Here is a 26,284-nt window from a genome sequence, read left to right as displayed (position 1 = left end):
TATTCTTTCTATGCGTCGGCACGTAGCGCAGCCTGGTAGCGCACCGTCATGGGGTGTCGGGGGTCGGAGGTTCAAATCCTCTCGTGCCGACCAAAAACACATTGAAAACCAGCCTCTTACGGCTGGTTTTTTATTTTGCCTCGTCCGGTGTTTTGCGCAGGTACATCAGTGTAACCAGACAAATCACGGCTCCGGCATAAAACGTATATTCCGCGCCAAACGTTTCCCAGATGGCCCCGGCGCCCAGGCTGGCGACTAATAATCCCACGCCGCTAACCAGACTAAAAATGCCGTAGGCGGTACCGCGCAGATCCGCAGGTGCCGTTTTTGCGATCATTGCCGCCAGCAGCCCCTGCGTCATCCCCATATGCACTCCCCAAAGCGCAACGCCCAGAAGCATTCCAGCCCAGTGGGTGCTTAGCGCCAGCACAATATCTGCCCCAATCAGCATCACCAGGCCCCACTGCAGTAGTCGGGTGTGGCTCATCCCGTCCGATAACTTGCCAAACGGATAGGCTGAAAGGAAATAGAGCAAATTCATGGCCACCATCACCAGCGGGATCAGCGCCAGCGGCACCCCCGACTGCTGTGCGCGCAGGACAAGAAAGGCTTCACTGAAACGTGCGAGCGTGAAGATGGCGCCCAGGCCAATAACCCACCAGCAGCCTTTCCCGAGGCGCCTGAGGTTCTCTTTTTTGATGGGGTTCGTGCGTTTATGTTCGACGGGCGTTTTCGGCTCATGCAGGCCGAAGAAAAGCAGCGCCACGGCGAGGACGCCGGGGATCACCGCAATCCAGAAGATAGTACGGAAATCATCGTTCCACAGCAGCATTAAGCCTACGGCCAGCAGCGGCCCGAGAAATGCGCCGACGGTATCCATCGACTGACGCAGCCCAAAGGCCGCGCCGCGAAGTTCCGGCGGCGTAACGTCAGCGACCAGCGCATCGCGCGGCGCGCCCCGGATCCCCTTCCCTACCCGGTCGATTAAGCGTGCCCCCAGAATCATGCCCGACGAAGAGGCGATAGCGAACAGCGGCTTACTCAGCGCGCCAAGACCGTAGCCCAGCACCGCCAGTCCTTTACGTTTACCCAGGTAGTCACTGATGGCACCGGAAAAAACTTTGATAAACAGCGCGGTGGCTTCAGCCAGGCCTTCAATCAAGCCAATGAAAATCACGCTGGCTCCCAGCGTCGTGACCATAAACAGCGGCAGCAGGCTGTGAATGATCTCCGAGGAGATATCCATCAGCATACTGACCCCACCCACAACCCAGACGCCTTTCGGGATCCGGCTGAGCGTTGCAAACCGGGATAACATTGAACATCTCCTGCTTTATGTCGAACGACCTTGTTCGACACAGAATACCTTGGAAATGCGAATAAATATCATCACATATAAAAAAGCCAGCCCGCAGGCTGGCTTCATATAGCAGGTGAATGCTCAGTGTTTTTCACGTCCGCCCAGGAAGAAAATGCCCAGCGGGATGGCCAGCAGAACGGTGAAGACAAGGCTGTAAACGAAGATCATCGCCGACTGCAGCACATACATGCTGGTAGTCCAGGCGGAGAGAGGGATGTTGTACTGTTCAATGACGCCAACAATGGTGGCCCGCCCGACGCACGCGGCAGCAATCATAAACACGACGAGTAGCGCCAGGAGGAACTTGCGGCCTTCAGGTGTTTTCAGTTTTGCACGAACCATCTCTCTTCCCTTTCACAGATGAATAACATTATCGATGGACTAAAATAACACGAACGCCCGTCACACTCCACACAAGTACAAACACCTGCCAAAACGGTTAATTCTAAGTTTATTACGCTGCATATAATGAAAATGTAAGTAAATCACACCAATCATTCATGCTCATTATGTTAGTCTGTTCAGGACCGTTTTGACATAAAGGAATGACAATGAAAAACGCACCTAAATTTGCCATCGCGCTTCTCGCCGCCGCGTGCGTCAGCACCAGCGCTTTCGCCAGCGACGCCCAAAAAGCGCAGCCGCTGGAAAAAGTTGCACCCTATCCGCAAGCGGAAAAAGGCATGAAGCGTCAGGTGATTCAACTGCCGGTTCAGCAGGACGAAGCGAATTACAAAGTCGAACTGTTAATTGGCAAGACGCTGGAAGTGGACTGCAATCAGCATCGTCTGGGCGGCCAGCTGGAAAGCAAAACCCTGGAAGGCTGGGGTTATGACTATTACGTCTTTGATAAAGTGACCTCTCCGGTCTCTACCATGATGGCCTGCCCGGACGGCAAGAAAGAGAAGAAATTTGTAACGGCCTATCTGGGCGACAACAGCCTGCTGCGCTACAACAGCAAGTTGCCGATCGTGGTATATACGCCTGAAAACGTGGAAGTAAAATATCGCGTGTGGAAGGCAGAAGAGACGGTCGGACAAGCGGTAGTACGTTAAAAACAAGTCGGGTGGCGGCTTCGCCTTACCCGACCTGCTAAACTAAAAACGGTAACAGATGTTACCGTTTTGCTTTTACCTTACAGCGCGATATCCGCAACCGGCTTGTTTTCCGGCTGAGGCTTCAGCTCCGCCTTCGGCGCAGCATCCGCAGCCTGCGGCTTCACGTACTGCAGCTGCAGCACGCGGCTGGTGTACTCCAGCTCTTGTTCCGTCGCATCCACGTTACCGTTCAGCTTCGTGCCGTAGGATGGAATAATGGTTTTCAGCTTCGCCTGCCATTCCGGGCTGGCAACTTTGTCTTTAAACACTTTTTCCATCAGGTGCAGCATAATTGGCGCAGCGGTAGATGCACCCGGTGACGCACCCAGCAGCGCGGCAATCGTGCCATCCTTATCGCTCACCACTTCGGTACCCAGACGCAGCACGCCGCCCTCTTTCGGATCGCGCTTGATGATCTGCACGCGCTGACCCGCCTGCCACAGACGCCAGTCTTCTTTCTTCGCCTGCGGATAGTACTCTTTCAGCGCCTCGAAGCGTTCTTCATCAGAAAGCATCACCTGGCTAATCAGGTATTTCACCAGGTCGAAATTATCCAGGCCCACGTCCATCATCGGTTTGACGTTAGAGGTGGTGGTCGCGCTCAGCAGATCCCAGAGGGAGCCGTTTTTCAGGAACTTGGTTGAGAAGGTCGCGAACGGTCCGAACAGCACCACGCGTTTACCGTCAAGCATACGGGTATCGATATGCGGGACGGACATCGGTGGCGCACCGACGGAAGCCTGACCGTACACTTTTGCCAGGTGACGGTTCACCACTTCCGGGTTCTCGGACACCAGGAACTGGCCGCCGACCGGGAAGCCCGCGTAGTCGTCAGCTTCAGGAATACCGGACTCCTGCAGTAGCTTCAGCGCCGCGCCGCCCGCACCGATGAAGACAAATTTCGCCTTAATGACGTGCTCGGCTTCATTGTTTTTCAGATCGGCAACCGTCACGCTCCAGCTGTTGTCCGCATTGCGCTTAAAGCCGCGCACTTCGGTGCTGAGCTGCAAATTGAAGTTATCTTTCTTCTTCAGGGACGCCACCAGCTGACGGGTAATTTCGCCGTAGTTCACGTCGGTGCCAATTTCGGTACGGGTCGCCGCCACTTTCTGGTTCGGGTCACGGCCTTCCATGACCAGCGGAGCCCACTCTTTAATCTGCGCGTGGTCTTCGGAGTATTTCATCCCGCGGAACAGGGTGCTCTGCTGCAGTGCAGCGTAGCGCGCGCGCAGGAAATTCACGTTTTGCTCGCCCCACACAAAGCTCATGTGCGGCACGGTATTGATGAAGGAGTGCGGGTCGTGCATCACGCCGCTGTTGACCTGGTGAGACCAGAACTGACGCGAGATCTGAAACGCTTCGTTGATCTCTACCGCCTTCTCGATACTAATGGAACCGTCCTTTTTCTGCGGCGTATAGTTCAGTTCCATGAGTGCCGAATGGCCCGTACCAGCGTTATTCCAGCCGTTCGAACTCTCCTGCGCCACGCCATCGAGGCGCTCGACCATGGTCATGGACCAGTCCGGCTGCAGTTCTTGCAGATAGGTTCCCAGCGTGGCGCTCATGATGCCGCCACCAATTAAAAGGACGTCCGTTTCCTGCTCTTTTGGTGCGTCTGCTTTCGCTGCCATTGAGACGGCGTTGAGCCCGACGGCCAGAGAAAAGAGCATGGCAGTCATTTTTTTCATAATTTATGCCTTAGTGTAAAAGTGCTTGATGCGTGGAAATTGCAGGTGAAAAAAGCTGCGTGGGCACGGTAACAACTTTTAAATATTGTTTAAAGGTTACGAAATTATTGTAATTGTGAAATTTAATGATGGATTGTTTGTAGGGGATTGCGGCGCGCAACTGGTATAAGGAGGAATTTATGGCTACTATGCTGCACTTTGTGATCGCGCGCACGGAAGCCTGCCCTAACCAGCGAACTGTTATGTCCTTACCTCATTCTGCCGTATCCCCTGAAGACAGTGTAGCCAGCGTGCTGCACTCCCCTAAACAACTGGCGCGTGAAACGCTGGCGGGCGTGATTACCGCTCTGGCGCTGATCCCCGAAGTGATCTCATTTTCCGTGGTGGCGGGCGTTGACCCGAAGGTCAGCCTGATCGCCTCCGTGGTGCTGTGTCTTGCTCTCTCCGTGCTGGGCGGTCGTCCGGCGATGGTCACGGCTGCGGCGGGTTCCGTAGCGCTGGTGATTGGCCCGATGGTGCATCAGCACGGGGTACAGTACATTCTTCCGGCCGTGCTGATGGCTGGCGTGATCCAGATTCTGTTTGGTGTGCTGGGCATGGCAAGGCTGATGCGCTTTATTCCCCAGTCGGTAATGACCGGATTTGTTAACGCCCTTGGCATTTTGATTTTCTTCGCTCAGGTTCCGCATTTCTGGAGCCGAAGCCCGCTGATTGTGGGCCTGTTCGTGCTGACGCTGCTGATTGTGCTGTGGGTGCCGCGCTATATTAAAAGCGTCCCTTCCCCGCTGATTGCGATTGTGCTGTTAACCCTTTTCACCGTCACCACCGGTCAGATCCTGCCGACTGTCGGTGATGAAGGCTCAATGACTGGCGGTCTGCCTGGATTTACCGAGCTGCTGGTGCCGCTTAATTTACAGACGCTGAACATTATCTGGCCGTGCGCGTTGAGTATTGCCTTCGTCGGTCTGCTGGAGTCCCTGCTGACGGCAAAACTGGTGGACGAACTGACGGTTACGCCCTCCAGCAAGCGTCGCGAGAGCATCGGGCTGGGCGTGGGGAATATCATGGCCGGGCTCTACGGTGGCATTGCGGGCTGCGCGATGATCGGACAAACCATCGTTAACGTGGAGATGGGAAAAGGACGAAGCCGCATTTCAACCATTGCGGCGGGCATCGTGCTGCTGCTCCTGGTAACGGCGCTCAGCGAAGTGATGGCCAAAATCCCGATGGCGGTGCTGGCGGGGATTATGGCGATTGTTGCCGTCAAAACCTTCAGCTGGCACAGCCTTCAGCCCGCCACGATAAAAAATGCCCCGGTTGCCGAAACGGTGGTGATGCTGGTGACGGTAGCCGCCACGGTATCAACCGGCAATCTGGCGGTTGGCGTGCTGGGCGGGATTATCGTCATGGCACTGATCCCCGCCCGCATTAAGCGTCGGGTTAAAGCAGAAAAATCGTTGCCAGCCCAAGAAAAATAAAGAAACCGCCGGTATCGGTGATGGCGGTGATCATCACGCTCGACCCCACCGCGGGGTCGCGCCCCAGTTTGGTCATCGTCAGCGGGATAATGACGCCCATCATCGATGCCACCAGCAAATTCAGCACCATCGCCAGCATCATCACGCCGCCTAAGGCCATATCGTCATACAGCCACCACGTGATGCCGCCCATAATGCCGCCCCATACCAGGCCGTTAATCAGCGCCACGCCCATTTCCCTGAAGATCAGAAAGGCGAAGTTACCGGGCTGAATATTTTCCAGAGCCAGCGCGCGGACGATCATGGTGATGGTCTGGTTTCCGGTGTTGCCGCCAATTCCGGCCACAATCGGCATCAGCGAGGCCAGCGCCACCAGCTGCGAGATGGTGTGTTCAAAGCCGTCAATCACACGGGAGGCGATGAAGGCGGTACACAGGTTAATAGCCAGCCAGGCCCAGCGTGTTTTCACCGCCTTACCGACGGAGGCGTGGACGTCATCTTCGGCGCTGATCCCGCCTAGCGCGCGCAGGTCGTTATCGGTCTCTTCATAAACCACGTCAACGATTTCATCGATGGTCAGACGGCCCATCAGCTTGCCAACGGAGTCTACGACCGCCGCACTCACAAGGTCATCACGTTCAAAGGTACGCGCCGCTTTTTCCGCATCGTCTTCCGGGGAGAAGACCATCGGCTCGTTTTCCATCACCTCGCTCACCCGCTGCTGGGCGCTGTTGAGCAGGATGGTTTTCAGCTCCAGCTCGCCAAGCAGGGTTTTATCCCGCGAGGTGACAAACAGCTTATCGGTGTTGTCCGGCATTTTGCCCAGGCGGCGCAGGTAGCGCTGCACGGTACCGAGCGTGACGTCCGGACGTACCGTGATAACGCCGAACTCCATGATCGCGCCGACGCTGTTTTTCTCGTAGTGCATCACCTGACGCACGCGCGCACGTTCATCGGCAGGCAGAGAGGCCAGCAGGCGGCCGGTCAGGTTACGCGGCAGATGCTGTACAAGGTAAATCTGCTCGTCAATATCCAGGGTTTGCAGGGCGTCGAGGATATCCCGATCGCTCATCTCGTCGATCAGGTCATCCCAGACGTTTTCGGAGGCTTCAAGCAGAACCTGGCCGCGCTCGTGATCCTGTACCAGGCGCCAGAGGGCGTGACGCTCTTCCGAAGGAAGCGCTTCCAGGGTATCCGCCAGATCCGGCGGCGGTAAATGAGCAACCAGCGCACCTACCTCAGCAATATCGTCGGCTAAGGTGCCGACATCATATTGCTCAGCCAGGGTCAGTTTGCCTAATAGCGTAGACGTGACCGCTTTATCGGTCGTGAGAAGCCAGATGAGTCGCGCACGTTCCTGGTCACGCTGCCTGGCGCTGTTTTTCTTTAATACCGACATCAATCATAAATCCATTAAATGAGTTGAGACTAAGCATAGCGCGAGGATATGTAAATAAGAATAAACAGCGAGGCGGGATGGAGAAAAAAGCGGCATTAAGGCCACGATTATCCCCTCTCCCCGTGGGAGAGGGTTAAAGTGAGGGCATCAGGCCGTGCGCGCCACCGCATCACGCGACGCCGCATCGCGCTCGTCGCCGGTCAGCTCGCTCAGCCTGCCGTCGCGCATCTCCAGCAGACGGTCGGCGTGAATGAAGTAATGATCGTCGTGGCTGATGGCGAAAATGGTCTTGCCCATCTCCTGCATCAGCGGCAGCAGCACCTGATAAAACTCGCGGCGGAAGTGCGGGTCTTGATCCGCCGCCCATTCATCCAGCAGGATGATGTCACGCTCTTCCGCCAGCGCCAGCAGCAGCGCCACGCGCTTCTTCTGACCCTTAGAGAGCTTGAGGTTCAGGATTTTGCCGTCCTGGAGCTCCAGCTTGTGCGACATCTGCAGCTGCGCAAGCCATTTCTCAACCAGCGCCGGATTGGCCTGCTGCCCTTCCGGCCCAAGCAGCTGGTCAAACAGCCAGACATCGGTGAATACCGCTGAGAAAAGCTTGCGGTAATCCTCGGGTTTCTCCGCGCTCAGCGCCTTACCGTCCAGCAGGATCTCGCCCGACTGCGGCTGGTAAAGTCCGGTGAGTAACATCGCCAGCGTGGATTTTCCGCTACCGTTGCCGCCGATGAGGAACAGCAGTTCGCCGCGGTGAATCGTCAGGTTGACCGGTCCTACGGAGAAGGCGTTGTCCTGATAGCGGAACGTCACGTCGCGCAGCTCCAGGGTCTGCCAGTTCGGGAAGGCCTGCGGGCGCGGGAATTCAGCCTTAAATGGCGCCAGGTCGAACTTCTTAAGCTTGTTAAACGCCACCTGCGCGCTCAGCAAGGTTGGCAATGCGCCGACGGCCGAGAGCAGCGGCGTACGCAGAAACAGCAGGGTCAGCGAGTAGGTCGCCGCCACGTTGGTATCCGCCCAGCCCAGGCTGTTCGCCATCCAGAATACCAGGCCAATGGCGCCCAGCATCATAATGTTGGACCAGTTCACCGCGCTCAGGTGGAAGGTATCGGCGCGAATAATGTGGTGCCGGTATTCGCGCGCGTCCGGGATATAGAGGTTATTGAAGATATGCTCGGCACGCTCGCGGTTGAGGGTCAGCTCTTTGCGCCCTTCCAGCACCGTCTGGTAATCGTTATAGAGCTTATCTTCCGTTTCGCGCAGAACCGCCATGTGTTTATAGACGCGCGACACCAGCACGAAACCGCCCCAGATGGTGATGGCAATCCACACCGCGGTCACCGCCAGCATTTTGGTCGAAAGCCAGGCGAGATAGGCCGCCGAGCCAAAGGTCAGGATGATCCCCTGCACCAGCTCCGGCAGGCGGACAAACGCGATGGTAATCGCGCGCACGTCGCTGGTCAGCCCCGCCAGCAGGGAGGCGCTGCCGAGCTGCTCCACGCGCTCAACCTGCGTGTCGAGGATCCGCTTGATGAACTCGCTGCGCAGGCGGAAAACGAAATGGTGGCCGAGCGCGGTCAGCGCCAGCTGAGAGCCGAGCGTAACCGCCATCAACAGCAGCAGCAGGCCGAGAAACTCCGGCAGAACCGAGAGTGAGGTATCGACCATTTCGATCAGCCGCACGTTTATAAACGCTATCAGGCCAATACCCAGCGCCGCGCTGGCAAGGCTTAAGGCCATTACGGCAATGAAGGGCCAGCGGTACTGACGCCAGACAAGAAGAAGTAGTTGCATGCAGGCAATCCGGACAATAAAAATCAGCCAGCAGTGTAAACTGCCCGGCGCGGACATCAAGAATAATTCTTATTTTTGTTTGCTCAAACCCGCCTGACGGAATGTAAGGTTAAATCGGTATTCGCCAGTAAGGGGATGAACCCCGGGCTTCAGGGGCTGAATGCCGTGATAGTACAACCGTGACTCCCTGCCCCACACCACCACGTCGCCGTGCTCCAGCATAATGCGCCTGAGCGGATCGTTGCGGCGCAATCCGCCAAACTGGAAGACGGCGGGCAGACCCAACGATACCGAGACGATAGGCGCGCGCAGATCGGGCTCATCTTTGTCCTGATGCAGCGAGAGCTTCGCACCGATGGCGTAGCGGTTAATCAGGCAGGCATCCGGCCGGAAGTCAGGGTAATCTGCTGCAACGGCAGCCTCATGACAAAGCGCCTGAAACACCGCAGGCATGGGAGGCCACGGCCGGCCGGTCGTGGGATCGTTCGGGGCATACACATACCCACGTTCGTTCGTCGCCCACCCCAGTTCGCCGCAGTTGGCCATGGCCACCGACATGGTGTAGCCGCCCGGCGTCACCATATGGCGAAACGGTGAAACCGCCGTGACCTCTTCAATACCGACAAGCAATGCCGCCGCACGGGAGAGTGCAAAGCGGCGCAGGATCACTGCCCCGGGCGCAAGCGGCTCCTGCCACGGTTCAGCATCCGCAAAAAGATCGAGCATTATCCCTCCCGGCGTTTCGCCTCACGTTTCAGTAATAGCGCTTTTCGCGCCGCCCCCCAGCGATAGCCCGACAGCGCGCCGTCGTTGCGGACCACGCGGTGACAGGGGATCACAATCGCCAGCCTGTTTGCCGCACAGGCACCCGCGACGGCACGCACCGCGTTGGGCTGGCCAATCGCCTTCGCCACCTGCTGATAGCTGGCCGTTTCCCCGCAGGGGATGTCACGAAGGGCCTGCCAGACCCGCTGCTGGAACGCGGTGCCGCGTATATCCAGCGGCAGCGCCAGCGGCACCGTGTGGTTATCAATACTGGCAATGACCTGGCTGATACGCTGGGCAAAGGCATCTTCCTGCGGGGCATGCTCCGCGTTTGGAAACAGCGTCGCAAATTCTTCTGCCAGTTTGGTATCGTTGTCGCCCAGCAGTATCGCGCAAATCCCCCGCTCGCTTTCCGCAACCAGGCAGCGTCCTAGCGAACAGTCGCCGATGGCGTAATGCACCGCCACCTCGCCTTTGCGGTACTGCTTCGCCGTCATGCCCAGCGCATCGTTGGCTTTGCGGTAATAGCTGCTGCTGTCGGGAAACCCTGCCGCCAGCACGGCATCGGTAATTTTATTTCCCTGCGCAAGCGCCGCGCGCAGACGCTGCCCCCGCGCCGCCTGCTGCCAGGCTTTTGGCGTCATCCCGGTGACGGACTTAAACAGCCGGTGGAAATGGAAAGGACTCATGGCGACCTGCTGCGCCAGGCCTTCAAGCGTCAGCGCGGGATCCTGCTCCAGAAGGCGACAGGCGTGCTCCACTTTCGCCAGCTTTTGCTGATTCGGATCGCGTTTGTCCGGCATGCAGCGCTTGCACGGGCGAAACCCTGCCTGAACGGCATGCTGGACATCGGGATAAAAGCAGACGTTTTTACGCAGCGCGTGACGGGCGCGGCATGACGGGCGGCAGAAAATTCCCGTCGTCTTCACGGCAAAGACAAACCGATCGTCAGCGCGCGGATCGCGAGCCAGAACGGCCTGCCAGCGATCCTCATCATTCATATAGGTTGGATTTTTCATCATCAGCTCCTCTTACAAGCATACCTTTAGCGTGCCCGAGTGCCAGTGATAAAAAACCCGCAACCTTGCTTTTTAATTTTTGTCGCTCACCAGGAAGCTGTTGAACTGCGGCGAGCTCCAGGTTTTGAACCCGTCGCCCTCTTTAGTGATCATATAAACCGCCAGCCCTTCCTGACGAACCACCTCTTTGGCTTTTTCCGGGCCGAGAACCATTAATCCGGTATCCCAGGCGTCGGCTTCCAGCGCAGTCGGCGCAATCACGGTCACCGAGACCAGGTTATGCGTGATGGGACGTCCGGTCAGCGGATCGATCACGTGCGAAATTCGCTTCCCGTCGAGTTCGTAATAGTTACGGTAGCTCCCGGAAGTGCTGATGCCGTGCCCGTTAATATCCACAATGGCCTGTACGGCGTTTTGCCGATCGGTCGGTTTTTGAATCGCCACGCGCCACGGTTTACCGCTGGCGTTCATGCCCCGGCTGACTAACGCGCCGCCCACGGAGACCAGGTAGCGCGATATCCCTTCCTGCGTCATCAGCGCGGCAAGGTGATCCGCCGCGTAACCTTCACCTACCGTCGACAGATCGACAAACAGATCGGGGATGTCTTTCTGCAGATACTGCTGGCCGTACTGGTTGATCACCGTCAGATGCTTTAGCCCTGTCCGGGCGCGGGCATCATCAATAGCCGCCTGATCGGGTGTGGTATCCGGCTGTTTGTTCGGGCCAAACCCCCAGAGATTGACCAGAGGCCCGACGGTGACATCCATCGCGCCGTTGGTTTTATATCCCACGCGCATTGATTCGGTGACGATATCGGCCATCGCTTCGCTCACCGGCCACAGGGAGGTACTGGTGGAAAGATTGAAGCGCATCAGCGCCGAGTCATTTTTATAGGTTGAGAGCAGCTGGTCGTCGGCGTCCAGCTGAGACTGGATTTTACCGCGAAGTTCATCAGCGCGCGTTTTATCCAGGCCCATCACGCTGACGCGCCAGAAGGTGCCCATCGTTTTGCCTTCGAGCACCGTCGCGGCGGGTGCATCGGTTTTCGCCACGGGCGCGGAATCGTCACACGCGGTCAGGAAAAAAAGCATAGCCAGAAAGCTGGCGCGTAAAAAAGTCATGTCCATTCATTATTATCCTCATGCCAGGGCGGCAAGAGTACACCAAAACGGTTGCGTTGTGAGGCCAAAAAAAAGCACAAAAAAGGGGCCTTCAGGCCCCTTAGTCACACGATGACGCGATTAGAACTGGTAAACCAGACCCAGCGCGACGATATCATCAGTGCCGATACCGGCCTGACGGGTGAACTCATTTTCATCAACCAGGTTGATTTTGTAATCCACGTAGGTGGACATGTTTTTGTTGAAGTAGTAAGTCGCACCCACATCAACATATTTCAGCAGATCCTGATCGCCGTAACCTTCGATGTCTTTACCTTTGGACTGCAGGTAAGCCACGGATGGACGCAGGCCGAAATCGAACTGGTATTGAGCAACCACTTCGAAGTTCTGCGCTTTGTTAGCAAAACCGTAAGCGGTAGTCGGGCTGCTGCCGTTAGAGGTACCGAAGCGGGTTGCGTTGTAGGTCTGAGAGTACTGCGCAGCCAGGTAGATGTTGTTGGCATCGTATTTCAGGCCGCCAGAATAGACTTCTGCGTGATCGCCGTTACCGTAAACGCCCGGTGCGTTCTGGTCAGCGGTACGTTTGGAGGAGGACATCGCACCACCCACGCTGAAGCCTTCGCCCAGGTTATAGGTTACGGATGCACCGTAGCCGTCGCCGTTCTGTTTCAGCAGGCTGCGTCCACCGACGTTTTCGCCGCTTACGCTACCGTTTTTACCCTGATACTGCAGCGCAAAGTTCAGGCCATCCACCAAACCAAAGAAGTCCTGGTTACGATAGGTCGCCACGCCGTTAGCACGAGACTGCAGGAAGTTGTCTGAGCCGTAGGTATCGCCGCCAAATTCTGGCAGAACGTCAGTCCAGGAAGTTACGTCGTAGATCACGCCGTAGTTACGACCGTAATCGAAAGAGCCCGCTTCAGCGAATTTCAGACCAGCAAACGCCACACGCGTCCAGGACTGGTTATCGCTTTCAGTCGTGTTGCCCTGGATCTGGTATTCCCACTGGCCGTAACCGGTCAGCTGATCGTTAACCTGAGTTTCGCCTTTGAAGCCAAGACGCATGTAGGTCTGGTCGCCGTCAGCACTCTTGTCGTCAGAGAAATAGTGCAGACCATCAACTTTGCCGTACAGATCTAATTTGTTGCCATCTTTATTATAAATTTCGGCCGCATTTGCTGCGCCTGCTACCAGCAGTGCTGGTACCAGGAGGGACAGTACTTTAACTTTCATTTTATTAACCCTCTGTTATATGCCTTATAATTGCCACTGCTTACTGGTTAACCCTCATTAACCAGTCGGCAAATTCATTCTCCGCAAAATTACAGAATAATCCAATGCGAATATGATACGAAAACTTTGAAGATGTTTCATTTATCCATCAACATGTTTCAAGATGTAAATGAAAAGGAACTTTTACAAAGCACAAAAAGCTTAGAAATTTAGCACTTATAATCAAAACGAAAAATGACCCAATACATATCAAAGAGTTAAAATAAAAAACGTTACCGCACTGAATGACAAAACAAGATCGACTCCAGTCTCTAAAATAACTCTCGCTATCATCATTAACTTTATTTATTACCGTCATTCAGCTTTGAATGTCTGTTTATCCCTAATTCAACCGGATGCGTCGCATTCGGTTTTTTTTTACCCTTCTTTACGTAACTTTTCCTTTTTTGTGCTACCGCCGCGTAATTGTAACGACTATTAACTAAATTCACGCTCGCCTCTGTGCATAGCGGGAAAATTCGCTCAAAACTTAATTTCTTGTTAATTCGTGCTATTTTCTGACGAAATGCATTTTTTATTTGTACATGCATTATGCTCTTGTACACATTTAAGACGTACTTCCTCTCTCGCACGGGTCATCGAAAAAGTCGCTTGTTCAAGGACAGTGGCGCTGGAAATTCAGTTATTACCCTTTATACTGCCCTATCGCCACAGAGCACGACCATCACGGGTTAAAGATATCAATGAGTCAGACTGAAACTACCGCCCAAAGCAAATTCTCCCTTCTGCCCGGGAGCATCACCCGTTTCTTTCTTCTTTTGATCGTGGTGCTGTTAGTCACAATGGGCGTGATGGTGCAGAGCGCGGTTAACGCCTGGCTGAAGGATAAGAGCTATCAGGTGGTGGATATTACCCACGCCGTACACAAGCGCATTGATACCTGGCGCTACGCCACCTGGCAGATTTATGACAACATTGCGGCAGCGCCTGCCAGCTCATCCGGAGATGGACTTCAGGAGACGCGGCTGAAACAGGATGTCTACTATCTCGAAAAACCGCAGCGTAAGACTGAAGCGCTTATCTTTGGCTCTCACGACAGCGCGACCCTTGAGATGACGCAGCGTATTTCGACCTACCTGGATACCCTCTGGGGCGCCGAAACGGTGCCGTGGTCGATGTACTATCTGAACGGTCAGGACAACAGCATGATCCTGATCTCGACGCTGCCGTTGAAAGATCTCTCTTCCGGATTTAAAGAGACGACGGTCGGCAGCATTGTCGACTCCCGCCGGGCAGAAATGCTGCAGCAGGCCAACGCCCTTGATGAACGTGAGAGCTTCTCATCGCTGCGCCGGCTGGCCTGGCAGAATGGTCACTATTTTACCCTGCGTACCACCTTTAACCAGCCGGGTCATCTGGCGACGGTCGTGGCCTTCGATTTACCCATTAATGATTTGATCCCGCCGGATATGCCGCTCGACAGCTTCCGTCTGGAGCCGGACAGCAGCACCCAGAACATGCGTGCGGCGTCCGACAAAGAGGCCGCAGAGAGCGTCACCATCTCCTTTAACGGCTCGAAAATTGAAATTGCCTCGTCGCTGAACTCAACCGGCATGCGTCTGGTGTGGCAGGTACCGTTCGGCACGCTGCTGCTTGATACCCTGCAAAATATTCTGCTGCCGCTGCTGCTGAATATTGGTCTGCTGGCGCTGGCCCTGTTTGGCTACAGCACCTTCCGCTTCCAGCCGGGACGCCAGAGCGACGCGTCTGCGGTCTCCGCAGGCAACACCAACGAGCTGCGCGTATTGCGCGCGCTCAATGAAGAGATTGTCTCCGTGCTGCCGCTAGGGGTGTTAGTTCACGATCAGGAATCGAATCGCACGGTGATGAGCAATAAAATTGCTGACCATCTGCTGCCGCACCTTAACCTGCAGAACATCACCACTATGGCGGATCAGCACCAGGGGGTTATTCAGGCCACCATTAACAATGAACTGTACGAGATCCGTCAGTTCCGCAGCCAGGTGGCACCGCGTACGCAAATCTTCATCATTCGCGATCAGGATCGCGAAGTGCTGGTGAATAAAAAGCTCAAGCAGGCGCAAAGGCTGTATGAGAAGAACCAGCAGGGGCGCGCGGCATTCATGCAGAATATTGGCGATGCCTTCAAGCAGCCGTTAAAAACGCTGGCGACCCAGGCGGCAGCGTTAAACACGTCTGAAAGCCACCAGCTCGCCTGCCAGGCCGACTCGCTGGTCCGCATGGTGGATGAGATCCAGCTGGCAAATATGCTGGAGAATGATTTCTGGAAAGGCACCCCTTCTCTCTTCTCCATTCAGGATCTGATCGATGAAGTGGTTCCCGAAGTCCTGCCCGTAATTAAGCGTAAAGGGCTGCAGCTGCTGATCAACAACCATTTACCCGCCAATGACGAACGTCACGGCGACCGCGAGGCGCTGCGTCGTATTCTGCTGATGATTATTCAGTACGCCGTGACCACCACGCAAATCGGCAAGATCACCCTGGAAGTGAGCACCGACGAGTCGGCGGAAGATCGCCTGACGTTCCGCATTCTGGACACCGGGGAAGGCGTGACGGCGAGTGAAATTGATAATCTGCACTTCCCGTTCCTGAATGACACGCAAAGCGATCATTACGGCAAGGCTAACGCCCTGACCTTCTGGCTGTGCGATCAGCTGGCGCGTAAGCTCGGCGGCCATCTGAATATCAAGGCCCGTGAATCGCTCGGCACCCGTTACTCTCTGCACGTGAAAATGGCCGCCAATCCACAGGAAGAAGATGAAGAACGCCTGCTGGATGACGTCGTGGTGATGGTGGATGTGACCTCAAACGAGATCCGCAATATTGTGGTTCGTCAGCTCGAAAACTGGGGCGCGGCCTGCATCACGCCGGATGAAAGGCTGGCAAGTCAAGAATTTGATCTGTTTTTAACTGATAATCCGTCTAATCTTACTGCCTCGGGCTTGCTTTTAAGCGATGATGAGTCACGCGTGCGGAAAATCGGCCCTGGCCAGCTGCGCGTCAACTTTAATATAAGCAATGCGATGCAGGAAGCTGTACTACAACTAATAGAAGAGCAGCTGGCGCAGGAAGAGATAACGGAATCCCCGTTAGGCGGTAATGAAAATGCCGAGCTTCACGCCAGCGGATACTATTCCCTCTTTGTTGATACAGTACCAGATGATGTGAAGCGGTTGTATACTGAGTCCGCTGCGAATGATTTTGCAGCGCTGGCACAGACAGCACACCGGCTTAAAGGGGTGTTTGCCATGCTTAATCTGGTTCCCGGCAAGCAGTTATGTGAAACGCTGGAACATCTAATTCGTGAGAAAGATGCCTCTGGCATTGAAAAATACATCAGCGACATTGACGCCTACGTCAAAAGCTTGCTGTAGCAAGGTAGCCTTATACATGAACAATATGAACGTAATTATTGCCGATGACCATCCGATTGTACTGTTCGGTATTCGCAAATCACTTGAACAGATCGAGTGGGTGAATGTAGTCGGTGAATTTGAAGACTCTACAGCACTGATCAATAACCTCCCAAAGCTTGATGCGCACGTGCTCATTACCGATCTCTCTATGCCTGGAGACAAATACGGTGATGGGATCACGCTCATCAAATATATTAAACGTCACTTCCCTGACATCTCGATTATTGTTCTGACCATGAACAACAACCCGGCGATCCTGAGCGCCGTGCTGGATCTGGATATCGAAGGGATTGTGCTGAAGCAAGGCGCCCCGACCGATCTGCCAAAAGCGCTGGCTGCGCTGCAGAAAGGCAAGAAGTTCACGCCTGAGAGCGTCTCTCGTCTGCTGGAAAAAATCAGCGCGGGTGGCTACGGTGACAAACGCCTGTCGCCGAAAGAGAGCGAAGTTCTGCGCCTGTTCGCCGAAGGTTTCCTGGTGACCGAGATTGCCAAGAAGCTGAACCGCAGCATTAAAACCATCAGCAGCCAGAAAAAATCAGCAATGATGAAGCTGGGCGTGGACAACGATATTGCCCTGCTGAACTATCTCTCCTCCGTTACGCTGAGCGCATCGGATAAGGATTGATCCCCCACTGTAAATGCCGGATGGCGCTCACGCTTACCCGGCCTACAGAACCCGTAGGCCCGCGCAAGCGCAGCGCCGCCGGGCAAATAAAAAAGGCCCTTACGGGCCTTTTTTATATTCTGGTTTTTCTCACGCGATCCGCATAAACAGACAGCGTTTGTTTGAGCACGTCCAGCGTCACCGGTTTCGACAGGCAGCTGTCCATGCCCGACTCCAGACAGCGCTGTTTCTCTTCCGCCAGCGCGTTCGCCGTCACGCCCACGACAGGCAGCGTCAGGCCAAGCTGTCGGATGCGCTGCGTCAGCCGGTAGCCGTCCATGTTAGGCATGTTGACGTCGCTCAGCACGATATCAATATGATTTTTACTCAGCACATTCAGCGCATCCACGCCGTCATTGGCGGTTTTGCACTGATAGCCCAGCGATCCAAGCTGGTCAGCCAGCAGGCGGCGGTTAATCGGATGGTCATCCACCACCAGAATCATCATATCGTCATTCACTGACGCCAGACCTTCCGGTGACGGCAGCGCGACTGCACCGTCGTTCTCTTCCAGCTCGACTTTATAGATACGGGCCAGCAGGCTCAACAGCTCATGCGGCGTTGCGACGCTGTGCACCCATTCCCCCGGCGCACGTTCAACCGGTATGCCAATGTGGCGACGGCAGAAGAGCGCCGTTCCTCTCCCCTGCCACGGCTGTTCCGGCATCTCGTCGGCGATGAGCACATCGTCCACGTCCGGCGTTTGGCCTTCATAGCGGCAGACCCTCACGCCGCTATGGGCGAGCAGCGCCGTCAGATAGTCATTCAGCGAGGCATTATTGACCGCCAGCCAGCAGCGCTTATCGTTCAGCCCATCAACCGTGGCTTTTGCCGGATACTGCGCGGAATAGAGCGGAATGCGGATGGTGAACTGGCTGCCCATGCCGGGCTCGGTATCCACGGAAATGTCGCCGTCCATCATGCTGACGAGCTTCTCGCAAATCGCCAGCCCCAGACCGGTGCCCTGGAAGTTACGCTGCACGCCGGTGCCGACCTGGAAGAACGGATCGAACAGACGCACCACCTCTTTGGCCGGTATGCCCACCCCCGTGTCGCGCACGCGGATGCTGAGGTAATCTCCCGCCCGGCAGACGTGTAGCACAATGCAGCCGATATCGGTGAATTTGATGGCATTGCTGAGCAGGTTAGAGATGACCTGCTGCAGGCGCATCGGGTCGCCGTGCAGCGTCAGCGGCACATCCGGTTCGATGAAGCAGTAGAGCCCCAGCTGTTTACGCACCACCAGCGGCAGATAGTTGGCGCTGATGTGGTTCATGACCTCACGCGGCGAAAACTCACGCGGCTCGATTTTCAGCTGCTCAGACTCAATTTTAGAGAAGTCGAGAATATCGCTGATGATCTTCAGCAGCAGGCTGGAGGAGTTGTTCATCGCCGTTACCAGCCGGTCGACGCCTTTCGGCAATTCCTTCGTCTGCAGCAGATCGAGGTTACCGATAATCCCGTACAGCGGCGTACGTAGCTCGTGACTGACGGTAGCCAGGAACATGGATTTCGACTGGCTGGCCTGCTCCGCGGCCTGCGCCATCTCCTGCAGCGACTCTTCCATCTTCACGCGCGCGGAGACATCCACCAGCACGCAAATCGCTACGTTTTCATTGCGATAGCGGGAATGAACAAAGCTGATCTGCAGGTTAGTGTGGGTGCTGGTGAGTACGTCGACAAAGTTCACCTGCTGGCCGCAGATGATTTGCGTCAGCCTTTGCCGGTCCTCGTGCGTCAGCATGTTCAGGTAGTTGTGCGCCAGCTCGTTACTCAGGATGTTGGTCCCGTCCTGGGTACGAAGAATGCAGATCCCCACCGGAGCCGAGGCGACAATCTTGCGGTTGAACTGCTCGTGCTCCTCCAGACGCTGGGCGTCACTTTCGGCGGGAATAAAGATTCTCCGCTCATACATGCGCGCCAGCGTAAACAGCGCCCCGCCCACCAGCAGGTTCAGCAGGATCGCATTCATAATAAGAATGCGTATCCGCTCAAGGACCATATCCACCGGCAGCGAGTAAACAATGCTCAGCGACGATGGCGGCAGGCTTTTTTTCAGCACCAGCTCGCGGAAGCCGGAGGTGTAGCCAAACCATGAGCGTTCCTGCATCCAGTGCGGATCGACGTTCAAACTTTTATCCGGCCCGGCGAGTGAGATCAGCTGATGCCCGTTTTCATCCAGAATGGTCACGCCCATCGGCAGGCTGCCCGGCGTGAAGAAGTTTTCCATGCGGATGGTCTGCTCAATCCCCAGCAGCGCCTGCAGACGATTGCCCAGGTAGACCGGCGTCAGCGCGTAGAAATAGCCCACGCCCATGCGCGGCCCCTGGCTAATCCAGAAAATGTTGTTCCCGCGCTCGTCCTGCGGCGCATTGCGATATTTCACAATACGCTCGTGCAGGCTTTTCAGCGCATCATCGCGCTCGACGGGCACATCGCGCAGGCCAAAGTCAGCCATGCAGAGGTTTTCACTGCCAATCAGGAATACGCGGTTAAGGTCGTAGGCGGCGGAGAAGTTGTCGCGCCAGTAGCGCATAAACCAGGCGAGGGATTCCAGCGACCCGCGCCAAGTGCTGCTCATGGTGGAGCAATCCGAGTCCGGGAACAGCGGCTGGAAGTCCGGCACTTCGGTTTTGTCATTGCGCCCGCGCAGGGCAAGGATACCGTTTTCTGCCGTCAGCCGATTTTCGGCAATATACTTCAGCTCCTTCATCACGTCAGACGTTCGCTGAATGTAGCGCTGGGCCTGATCGGAGCTTAAATTAAACTCCTGGCGGATCTCCGCTTCTTTCTGGTTCAGCGCATTGACGATGTAAAACACCGATAGCAAGGCTACCAGCAGCCAAAGCAGGAGCGCCAGCGCCCGGAAAAGATAGCGAGAAACTTTCAGCGTGGTACGAAAGGAGACGAGGTATTTCAAAGGGGCGAGGCTCCGCCGTCGGGGTCAAAAGAATGTGGTTAAGGTAGCGGTAAACGCGGCTTGTCGCAACGTTCACGTATCTGCATCTGCAAAAGAAAAGGGCCGGAATCCGGCCCTTTATGCGTCAGAAGAGATTACTCGTCAGCGTCATCCGCTGCGTCGTCGTCGCTCTCTGCTTCCGGTGCGATTTCATCATCACCTTCCGCGACGCTGCCGTCGATGGAATCGAGCTCTTCGTCGTCCACCGGCTCAGCAACGCGCTGCAGACCGACCACGTTTTCATCTTCCGCCGTACGGATGAGGATAACGCCCTGGGTGTTACGGCCCACCACGCTGATCTCGGATACGCGCGTACGCACCAGCGTACCGGCATCGGTGATCATCATGATCTGGTCGGCATCGTCCACCTGCACCGCGCCCACAACGGACCCGTTGCGCTCGGTAACCTTGATGGAGATAACGCCCTGCGTGCCGCGTGACTTGGTCGGGTATTCGCTTTCCGCCGTACGTTTACCGTAGCCGTTCTGGGTGACGGTCAGGATTGCGCCTTCGCCACGTGGAACGATCAGGGAAACAACGGAGTCTTCACCCGCCAGCTTGATACCGCGCACGCCGGTCGCCGTACGACCCATTGCGCGCACGGCGTTCTCTTTGAAGCGCACCACTTTACCGGCCGCAGAGAACAGCATCACTTCATCAGAACCAGAGGTCAGATCCACACCGATCAGCTCGTCGCCTTCGTTCAGGTTTACCGCAATAATACCGGCAGAACGCGGACGGCTGAACTCGGTCAGCGCGGTTTTCTTCACGGTACCGCTGGCGGTCGCCATAAAGACGTTCACGCCCTCTTCGTACTCGCGTACCGGCAGGATGGCGGTGATACGTTCGTTCGCTTCCAGCGGCAGCAGGTTGACGATTGGACGACCGCGCGCACCGCGGCTCGCTTCCGGCAGCTGATAGACCTTCATCCAGTACAGACGGCCACGGCTGGAGAAGCAGAGGATCGTATCGTGGGTGTTAGCCACCAGCAGACGGTCAATGAAGTCTTCTTCTTTAATACGTGCCGCAGATTTACCTTTACCGCCACGACGCTGTGCTTCGTAGTCGGTCAACGGCTGATACTTCACGTAGCCCTGGTGAGACAGGGTCACTACCACGTCTTCGCGGTTGATCAGATCTTCAATGTTGATATCAGAGCTGTTCGCGGTGATTTCGGTGCGGCGCTCGTCGCCGAACTGATCGCGGACCAGCTCAAGCTCTTCGCGGATCACTTCCATCAGGCGCTCGGCGCTACCCAGGATGTGCAGCAGCTCAGCAATTTGCTCCAGCAGCTCTTTGTACTCGTCGAGCAGTTTTTCATGCTCAAGGCCGGTCAGCTTCTGCAGGCGCAGATCCAGAATCGCCTGGGCCTGCTGTTCAGTCAGGTAGTACTGACCGTCACGCACGCCGAATTCAGGCTCGAGCCACTCAGGACGCGCGGCGTCATCGCCCGCACGTTCCAGCATCGCCGCCACGTTGCCCAGATCCCACGGACGCGCAACAAGCGAGGCTTTCGCTTCTGCCGGCGTCGGCGCACGGCGGATCAGCTCGATGATCGGGTCGATGTTCGCCAGCGCAACGGCCAGCGCTTCAAGGATATGAGCGCGATCGCGCGCTTTGCGCAGTTCGAAGATGGTACGACGGGTCACCACTTCGCGGCGGTGACGCACGAACGCACTCAGGATCTCTTTCAGGTTCATGATCTTCGGCTGACCATGGTGCAGCGCAACCATGTTGATACCGAAGGAGACCTGAAGCTGAGTCTGGGAGTACAGGTTGTTCAGCACAACCTCACCCACCGCGTCGCGCTTGATTTCAATCACGATGCGCATACCGTCTTTGTCAGACTCGTCACGCAGCGCGCTGATGCCTTCAACGCGTTTCTCTTTTACCAGCTCGGCGATTTTTTCAATCAGACGCGCTTTGTTCACCTGATACGGGATCTCGTGAACAATGATAGTTTCACGGCCGGTTTTGGCGTCCGCTTCTACTTCGGCGCGGGCACGGATGTAAATCTTGCCGCGACCGGTTCGGTACGCTTCTTCAATGCCGCGACGACCGTTGATGATCGCCGCCGTCGGGAAGTCCGGGCCCGGGATGTGTTCCATCAGCCCTTCAATGCTGATGTCTTCATCGTCGATATAGGCCAGGCAGCCGTTGATCACTTCTGTGATGTTGTGCGGCGGAATGTTGGTCGCCATACCCACGGCGATACCGGACGAGCCGTTCACCAGCAGGTTAGGGATCTTCGTTGGCATAACGTCAGGAATTTTTTCCGTGCCGTCGTAGTTATCAACGAAATCAACCGTCTCTTTTTCCAGGTCGGCCATCAGCTCATGGGCAATCTTCGCCAGACGGATTTCCGTATAACGCATTGCCGCGGCGGAGTCGCCGTCGATAGAACCAAAGTTACCCTGACCATCTACCAGCATGTAACGCAGCGAGAACGGCTGCGCCATACGGACAATGGTGTCGTACACCGCGGAATCACCATGGGGATGGTATTTACCGATTACGTCACCAACGACACGGGCAGATTTTTTGTAGGCTTTATTCCAGTCATTGCCCAATACGTTCATGGCGTATAGTACGCGACGGTGTACCGGCTTCAGGCCATCGCGGACATCCGGCAGCGCACGGCCAACAATGACCGACATCGCATAGTCCAGATAGGAGCTTTTCAGCTCTTCCTCGATGTTAACCGGTGTAATTTCTCTCGCAAGGTCGCTCATCTAACCGCTATCCCTCTACTGTATCCCGGATTCAAAGGTCGCAAATTATAACACAGCCGCGGTGATACAGGTAAACCTATACGCTTTATTCACAGGGATTGCCTGATATACTCATTTGTCTTGCTAAATAAGGAGTAAAAGCGCCCATGAATGCCGAAAAATCCCCGGTGGCACACAACGTTGACCACGAAGAGATTGCCAAATTTGAAGCGGTGGCGTCCCGCTGGTGGGATCTCGAAGGTGAGTTCAAACCGCTGCATCGCATTAACCCGCTGCGTCTGGGCTATATCGCGGAGCGTTCCGGCGGTCTGTTCGGTAAGAAAGTGCTCGACGTCGGCTGCGGCGGCGGCATCCTGGCGGAGAGCATGGCGCGCGAAGGGGCCACCGTCACCGGCCTGGATATGGGCTTCGAGCCTCTACAGGTTGCCCGTCTTCATGCGCTGGAGTCCGGTATACAGGTGGAATATGTGCAGGAAACCGTGGAAGAGCACGCGGCAAAACATGCTCACCAGTACGATGTGGTGACCTGCATGGAGATGCTGGAGCACGTTCCGGATCCGCAGTCCGTGGTAAACGCCTGTGCAAAACTGGTGAAGCCGGGCGGCCAGGTCTTCTTCTCGACAATTAACCGCAACGGTAAAGCCTGGCTGATGGCCGTGGTCGGCGCAGAATATGTGCTGCGCATGGTGCCGAAAGGGACGCACGACGTGAAGAAGTTTATCAAGCCTGCCGAACTGCTGGGCTGGGTTGACCAGACGTGGCTTAAGGAGCAGCACATCACGGGCCTGCACTACTACCCGCTAACGGATAAATTCAAACTTGCCCCGGGCGTGGATGTTAACTATATGTTGCATACAACCGCCAAAAACGACTAACGTCATCCGTTATTCTTATAATGATTGCGCGACATCATGTTGCGCAATTCTGACCTCCCGTTGAAGAAATCAGCACTCGATCAAATTTTGAATTTTTTTTCTAAATTATTGACATCTCTTCCAGGCCTTACGGTACGAGGACTTACGCTTTTTTACCCTTTCACAACCTCAATTTAACCTCAAAATCAACCCTTGTGCTGAAAAGATTCGATACTAGAATACTCACCATATAGCGTTTTTCTTATCGCAAACCCCCTATATGTAGTATTTATCCACAGAGTTAGTCACAAGACGGATCTGTGGATAAGCGGGGGATATTTTTTATTTCACGGACAGGTAAAACCCACATGAATCAGAGTCTGCTGGTGACAAAGCGCGACGGTACTACCGAGCGTATCAATCTGGACAAAATCCATCGAGTTCTCGACTGGGCAGCAGAAGGACTGAATAACGTATCTATATCCCAGGTTGAACTGCGTTCTCACATTCAGTTCTACGACGGCATCAAAACGTCTGATATCCACGAAACCATTATCAAAGCAGCGGCGGATCTGATCTCCCGCGACGCACCGGATTATCAGTACCTCGCTGCGCGTCTGGCGATTTTCCACCTGCGTAAGAAAGCCTACGGCCAGTTCGAGCCGCCGAAGCTTTACGATCACGTGGTGAAAATGGTTGAGCTGGGCAAATACGACACGCATCTGCTGGAAGACTATACGGAAGAAGAGTTCGAGCAGATGAACGGGTTTATCGATCACTGGCGCGACATGAACTTCTCCTACGCGGCGGTGAAGCAGCTCGAAGGCAAATACCTGGTTCAGAACCGTGTGACCGGTGAGATCTACGAAAGCGCCCAGTTCCTCTATATTCTGGTGGCTGCCTGCCTGTTCTCAAACTACCCGCGCGACACCCGTCTGGACTACGTGAAGCGTTTCTACGATGCGGTATCGACGTTCAAAATTTCTCTGCCAACGCCGATCATGTCTGGCGTGCGCACTCCTACCCGTCAGTTCAGCTCCTGCGTACTGATCGAGTGTGGTGACAGCCTGGATTCCATCAACGCCACCTCCAGCGCCATCGTGAAATACGTCTCCCAGCGTGCCGGTATCGGCATCAACGCCGGTCGCATCCGCGCGCTGGGCAGCCCGATTCGCGGCGGTGAAGCGTTCCACACCGGCTGTATCCCGTTCTATAAGCACTTCCAGACGGCGGTAAAATCCTGCTCTCAGGGCGGCGTGCGCGGCGGCGCAGCGACCCTGTTCTACCCAATGTGGCACCTGGAAGTGGAAAGCCTGCTGGTACTGAAAAACAACCGCGGCGTGGAAGGCAACCGCGTGCGTCACATGGACTACGGCGTACAGATCAACAAGCTGATGTACACCCGTCTGCTGAAAGGGGAAGACATCACCCTGTTCAGCCCGTCCGACGTCCCGGGCCTGTATGACGCGTTCTTCGCCGATCAGGACGAGTTCGAGCGTCTGTACACCAAATATGAAAAAGACGACAGCATCCGTAAACAGCGCCTGAAGGCGGTAGACCTGTTCTCCCTGATGATGCAGGAGCGCGCCTCTACCGGCCGTATCTACATCCAGAACGTTGACCACTGCAACACCCATAGCCCGTTTGATCCGGCGGTTGCGCCAGTGCGCCAGTCTAACCTGTGCCTGGAGATCGCCCTGCCAACCAAACCGCTGGAAGACGTGAACGACGAAAACGGCGAAATTGCCCTGTGTACGCTCTCCGCGTTCAACCTGGGTGCGATTAAGAGCCTGGACGAGCTGGAAGAGCTGGCCGTGCTGGCGGTACGTGCGCTGGATGCCCTGCTGGACTACCAGGATTACCCAATCCCGGCCGCTAAACGCGGCGCAATGGGCCGTCGTACCCTGGGTATCGGCGTGATCAACTTCGCCTACTGGCTGGCGAAAAACGGCAAGCGTTACTCCGACGGCAGCGCTAACAACCTGACGCACCAGACGTTCGAAGCGATTCAGTACTACCTGATGAAAGCCTCTAACGAGCTGGCGAAAGAGCAAGGCGCGTGCCCGTGGTTCAACGAAACCACCTATGCAAAAGGCATTCTGCCGATCGACACCTATAAGAAAGACCTGGATGCGATCGTCAGCGAGCCGCTGCACCTGGACTGGGAAGGCCTGCGCGAGTCCATCAAAACGCACGGCCTGCGTAACTCCACGCTCTCTGCCCTGATGCCGTCCGAGACCTCTTCGCAGATCTCCAACGCCACCAACGGTATTGAGCCACCGCGCGGCCACGTCAGCATTAAAGCGTCGAAAGACGGCGTGCTGCGTCAGGTGGTGCCGGATTACGAAACGCTGGGCAACAACTATGAGCTGCTGTGGGAGATGCCAAACAACGACGGCTACCTGCAGCTGGTGGGTATCATGCAGAAGTTTATCGACCAGTCGATCTCTGCCAATACTAACTACGACCCGACGCGCTTCCCGTCCGGCAAGGTACCAATGCAGCAGCTGTTGAAAGACCTGCTGACCGCCTACAAATTTGGCGTGAAAACGCTGTACTATCACAACACCCGTGACGGTGCAGAAGACGCGCAGGACGACCTGGTACCGTCAATTCAGGACGATGGCTGCGAAAGCGGCGCATGTAAGATCTAATGAAGGGCGGG

General features: G+C 55.7%; 17 protein-coding genes and 1 tRNA gene. 7 read left to right on the top strand and 11 right to left on the bottom strand.

Annotated elements, in window-relative coordinates:
• The first annotated feature begins 16 nt into the window (after positions 1 to 16).
• Positions 17 to 93: transfer RNA gene (locus tag INF77_RS09995), tRNA-Pro, on the top strand.
• Between the two features lie 37 nt (positions 94 to 130).
• Here the strand turns inward: INF77_RS09995 and INF77_RS09990 are convergent.
• Both INF77_RS09990 and INF77_RS09985 read right to left on the bottom strand, forming a co-directional pair.
• Positions 131 to 1,318: an MFS transporter gene (locus tag INF77_RS09990; RefSeq protein WP_028013889.1), complete on the bottom strand. Its 1,188-nt coding sequence runs from the start codon at positions 1,316 to 1,318 to the stop codon at positions 131 to 133.
• Between the two features lie 123 nt (positions 1,319 to 1,441).
• On the bottom strand, positions 1,442 to 1,702 hold the full coding sequence (locus tag INF77_RS09985; protein WP_008500962.1) for a DUF2534 family protein: 261 nt from the start codon (positions 1,700 to 1,702) through the stop codon (positions 1,442 to 1,444).
• 209 nt (positions 1,703 to 1,911) lie between these two features.
• On the opposite strand from INF77_RS09985, the gene eco reads away from it, so the two are divergent.
• Positions 1,912 to 2,415: a serine protease inhibitor ecotin gene (gene eco / locus INF77_RS09980; RefSeq protein ID WP_028013891.1), complete on the top strand. Its 504-nt coding sequence runs from the start codon at positions 1,912 to 1,914 to the stop codon at positions 2,413 to 2,415.
• Positions 2,416 to 2,495: 80 nt separating this feature from the next.
• Here eco and mqo read toward each other — a convergent pair whose 3' ends face one another.
• A complete protein-coding gene (gene mqo / locus INF77_RS09975) occupies positions 2,496 to 4,145 on the bottom strand; it encodes a malate dehydrogenase (quinone) (RefSeq protein ID WP_028013892.1) in 1,650 nt (549 codons plus the stop codon).
• A 188-nt stretch (positions 4,146 to 4,333) separates the two neighbouring features.
• Here mqo and INF77_RS09970 point away from each other — a divergent pair, with 188 nt between their 5' ends.
• Positions 4,334 to 5,623: a SulP family inorganic anion transporter gene (locus tag INF77_RS09970; RefSeq protein WP_045259768.1), complete on the top strand. Its 1,290-nt coding sequence runs from the start codon at positions 4,334 to 4,336 to the stop codon at positions 5,621 to 5,623.
• Here INF77_RS09970 and mgtE read toward each other — a convergent pair.
• The 6 genes from mgtE to INF77_RS09940 form a co-directional block, all read right to left on the bottom strand.
• Positions 5,586 to 7,022 (bottom strand): magnesium transporter, encoded by a 1,437-nt coding sequence (gene mgtE / locus INF77_RS09965; protein WP_028013894.1) that lies wholly within the window; start codon positions 7,020 to 7,022, stop codon positions 5,586 to 5,588. The two genes, INF77_RS09970 and mgtE, sit on opposite strands and share 38 nt — an antisense overlap.
• A 147-nt stretch (positions 7,023 to 7,169) precedes the next feature.
• Positions 7,170 to 8,813 (bottom strand): multidrug ABC transporter permease/ATP-binding protein, encoded by a 1,644-nt coding sequence (locus INF77_RS09960; protein ID WP_041911987.1) that lies wholly within the window; start codon positions 8,811 to 8,813, stop codon positions 7,170 to 7,172.
• 69 nt (positions 8,814 to 8,882) lie between these two features.
• Positions 8,883 to 9,539, bottom strand: coding sequence for a DNA oxidative demethylase AlkB (gene alkB / locus INF77_RS09955; RefSeq protein WP_193532339.1), 657 nt, complete (start codon positions 9,537 to 9,539; stop codon positions 8,883 to 8,885).
• Entirely contained in the window at positions 9,539 to 10,597 is a 1,059-nt protein-coding gene (gene ada / locus INF77_RS09950; RefSeq protein ID WP_193532374.1) for a bifunctional DNA-binding transcriptional regulator/O6-methylguanine-DNA methyltransferase Ada, read from the bottom strand. Before ada ends, alkB begins: the two co-directional genes overlap by 1 nt.
• Before the next feature lie 72 nt (positions 10,598 to 10,669).
• A complete protein-coding gene (gene apbE / locus INF77_RS09945; RefSeq protein WP_045629880.1) occupies positions 10,670 to 11,725 on the bottom strand; it encodes an FAD:protein FMN transferase ApbE in 1,056 nt (351 codons plus the stop codon).
• 114 nt (positions 11,726 to 11,839) lie between these two features.
• A complete protein-coding gene (locus tag INF77_RS09940; RefSeq protein WP_028013899.1) occupies positions 11,840 to 12,952 on the bottom strand; it encodes a porin OmpC in 1,113 nt (370 codons plus the stop codon).
• A 743-nt stretch (positions 12,953 to 13,695) separates the two neighbouring features.
• Here INF77_RS09940 and rcsD point away from each other — a divergent pair.
• Both rcsD and rcsB read left to right on the top strand, forming a co-directional pair.
• Positions 13,696 to 16,368 (top strand): phosphotransferase RcsD, encoded by a 2,673-nt coding sequence (gene rcsD, locus INF77_RS09935; protein ID WP_028013900.1) that lies wholly within the window; start codon positions 13,696 to 13,698, stop codon positions 16,366 to 16,368.
• A 16-nt stretch (positions 16,369 to 16,384) separates the two neighbouring features.
• Positions 16,385 to 17,035 (top strand): response regulator transcription factor RcsB, encoded by a 651-nt coding sequence (gene rcsB, locus INF77_RS09930; protein WP_006176468.1) that lies wholly within the window; start codon positions 16,385 to 16,387, stop codon positions 17,033 to 17,035.
• 112 nt (positions 17,036 to 17,147) lie between these two features.
• Here the strand turns inward: rcsB and rcsC are convergent, their stop codons facing one another.
• Together rcsC and gyrA are read right to left on the bottom strand one after the other, a co-directional pair.
• Entirely contained in the window at positions 17,148 to 19,994 is a 2,847-nt protein-coding gene (gene rcsC, locus INF77_RS09925; protein WP_193532337.1) for a two-component system sensor histidine kinase RcsC, read from the bottom strand.
• A 134-nt stretch (positions 19,995 to 20,128) separates the two neighbouring features.
• A complete protein-coding gene (gyrA, locus tag INF77_RS09920; protein ID WP_028013903.1) occupies positions 20,129 to 22,765 on the bottom strand; it encodes a DNA topoisomerase (ATP-hydrolyzing) subunit A in 2,637 nt (878 codons plus the stop codon).
• Positions 22,766 to 22,911: 146 nt separating this feature from the next.
• Here gyrA and ubiG point away from each other — a divergent pair, with 146 nt between their 5' ends.
• Together ubiG and nrdA are read left to right on the top strand one after the other, a co-directional pair.
• Complete coding sequence (gene ubiG, locus INF77_RS09915) at positions 22,912 to 23,640, top strand: bifunctional 2-polyprenyl-6-hydroxyphenol methylase/3-demethylubiquinol 3-O-methyltransferase UbiG (protein ID WP_193532336.1); 729 nt, start codon at positions 22,912 to 22,914, stop codon at positions 23,638 to 23,640.
• 347 nt (positions 23,641 to 23,987) lie between these two features.
• Positions 23,988 to 26,273, top strand: a complete 2,286-nt coding sequence (gene nrdA / locus INF77_RS09910) for a class 1a ribonucleoside-diphosphate reductase subunit alpha (protein WP_028013905.1) — start codon at positions 23,988 to 23,990, stop codon at positions 26,271 to 26,273.
• The last annotated feature ends 11 nt before the right edge of the window (positions 26,274 to 26,284 follow it).

It is taken from the genome of Enterobacter cloacae complex sp. P1B (assembly GCF_014982345.1).
GTDB lineage: Bacteria > Pseudomonadota > Gammaproteobacteria > Enterobacterales > Enterobacteriaceae > Enterobacter > Enterobacter bugandensis.
Note: the sequence above shows the minus strand (reverse complement) of the source record. Positions and strands in the feature narration are given on the sequence as shown.